Here is a 714-nt window from a genome sequence, read left to right as displayed (position 1 = left end):
GTAGGTCAGGAAGTTAGTGATATCGCCCATGGCCTGCTTGAACTCGTCTTCGCCCAACTCTTCTTCCAGACCCGCCATCACGTGGGGCATACCCACGCTCGGGAACACATGGTTGTTGTAACCGAACGGACGGGACTCATCTTCGTAGAAGTTGATCAGGTACGAATACACCCAGTCGGAAGAACGGTACCGGGTCACCATGGTGAGATCCGGCGGTGCATTACCAAACCACTTCTTCGCGTCGTCCTGGTCCATGGCGTTATGCATCTGGTCACCGAACTTGTCACTGACGAAGTTCAGGTTCTCCATCACCAGCTCTTCCGGCATGTCCAGATCTTCCGCCATGCGGCTGTAGCGCTGGTACTGCAGGGTATGGCAACCCAGGCAGTAGTTGACGAACAGCTTGGCACCGTTTTGCAGGCTGACCTTGTCTTGCAGGTTTACCGGCGCTTTAACCACGTACTCGTTGTGGCCACCGCCAGCCGCGAATGCGACCAACGGCAGGCAGCTGAAAAGAATAACCGCTAGTTTCTTCATCAGTGTCCCCCCGTTACCCGTTCCGGAACCGGCTTGGATTTCTCGAATTTATGCACGAACGGCATGATCAGCAGGAAGTAGCTGAAATAATAGATCGTGCCGAACTGCGCCATCATCGTCTTGCCTGGAGTTGCCGGCTGAGTACCGAAATAGCCCAGCATCAGGAAGTCCAGCACG

2 protein-coding genes are annotated in these 714 nt (G+C 54.9%); both read right to left on the bottom strand.

The features are described 5' to 3' along the window. Positions 1 to 537 (bottom strand): cytochrome c1 (locus A3754_RS05115; RefSeq protein ID WP_063519000.1); only part of this gene is annotated, 537 nt, incomplete at its 3' end. Continuing rightward, on the bottom strand, positions 537 to 713 hold the full coding sequence (locus tag A3754_RS25970; RefSeq protein ID WP_255363115.1) for a hypothetical protein: 177 nt from the start codon (positions 711 to 713) through the stop codon (positions 537 to 539). The genes A3754_RS25970 and A3754_RS05115, both read right to left, overlap by 1 nt. Between the last annotated feature and the right edge of the window lies 1 nt (position 714).

The organism is Alcanivorax sp. HI0083, assembly GCF_001635175.1.
Note: the sequence above shows the minus strand (reverse complement) of the source record. Positions and strands in the feature narration are given on the sequence as shown.